The sequence below is a fragment of the Shewanella algicola genome, assembly GCF_014648035.1.
Taxonomy (GTDB): domain Bacteria; phylum Pseudomonadota; class Gammaproteobacteria; order Enterobacterales; family Shewanellaceae; genus Shewanella; species Shewanella algicola.
In genome coordinates this window covers 1-1,034 of record NZ_BMQI01000151.1, presented here as the reverse complement: position 1 = coordinate 1,034, position 1,034 = coordinate 1, and the positions used below count along the sequence as shown (strand labels likewise).

At 38.9% G+C, this 1,034-nt stretch carries 1 protein-coding gene; it reads left to right on the top strand.

Annotated elements, in window-relative coordinates; translation table 11 throughout:
* Positions 1–150 precede the first annotated feature (150 nt).
* Positions 151–687, top strand: a complete 537-nt coding sequence (locus tag IEY42_RS22155) for an oxidoreductase (protein WP_444544468.1) — start codon at positions 151–153, stop codon at positions 685–687.
* Positions 688–1,034 lie beyond the last annotated feature (347 nt).

Below are 1,034 nucleotides of genomic sequence, written 5' to 3'. Positions count from 1 at the left end.
ATCATAAATAAGGCCTTTTTTCTACCTAAAATATAGCGTTATCGCTAAAGATCCTGTCTATGAGGACGCTATAAACTCAATAGTCGTATTGTCTTACCTGCTTTAACTCGTTCACGTAGTTCTCAGCCAGGGAATATCCCAAATGATCTAATGGCTACTTATTATAAGCAAAGGGCTAGTGCTGGATTTGATGGTGTTGAGATTCATTGTGCCAATGGTTATCTAGTAAACCAATTCATATCGTGCCGTACAAATGAACGTAAAGATGAGTATGGTGGGTCATTAGAAAATCGATTACGTTTCTTACGTGAAATTGTACAAGCAGTATCAGAAATTGTTGGTCCAGATCGCTTGGGTGTTCTCTTTTCTCCATTATTTTCAAGTACTGAAGAAGATCGAGTATATATTGGTCTTGTTGAAGATGACCCTCATACTACGTATATCGAAGCGATAAGAGTCCTAGAAGATGAAGGAGTAGCATACGTCTCGATTGCAGAAGCTGATTGGGAGAATGCTCCTTTGCTCCCTGATAACTTCCGACGTGAAGTCAGGAACATATTCAACGGTCGAATCATTTATGCCGGACGATATACAGCAGATAGAGGAGCGGAAACAATAGAATCAGGACTTGGTGACCTTATAGCTTTTGGACGGCCATTGCAAATCCTGATCTACCTGAGCGGATAGCAAATGGCTGGCCATTAAATAAACCAGATCAGGAAAGTATGTATGGAGGCACATATAAAGGCTACATAGACTATTCTATATACAATGAAAAATTATCTAAACAATTGAAATAGAATGAATTTAATCCGTAACAAAAATCGCGTGAAGCTCAGTCTTCGCGCGATTTAGTGTAGGTTTATTCACAGGCTGAGATCTCTAGTGTTTTTCAGCCAATTCAATGAACAATTTAATGTTCACATATAGCTATGATTTTATATTCCTTTTTTGCGAGTGCACCATGTAAATTGTGAGCTTACGGCAGCATAGCTCAACTTAACTCGCCAGCTCTGGTTTACTAAGTGCTTATC

Coding starts and splice junctions, on each gene's coding strand:
- IEY42_RS22155 (WP_444544468.1), top strand. CDS start 151: ATGGCTACTTATTATAAGCAAAGGGCTAGTGCTGGATTTGATGGTGTT.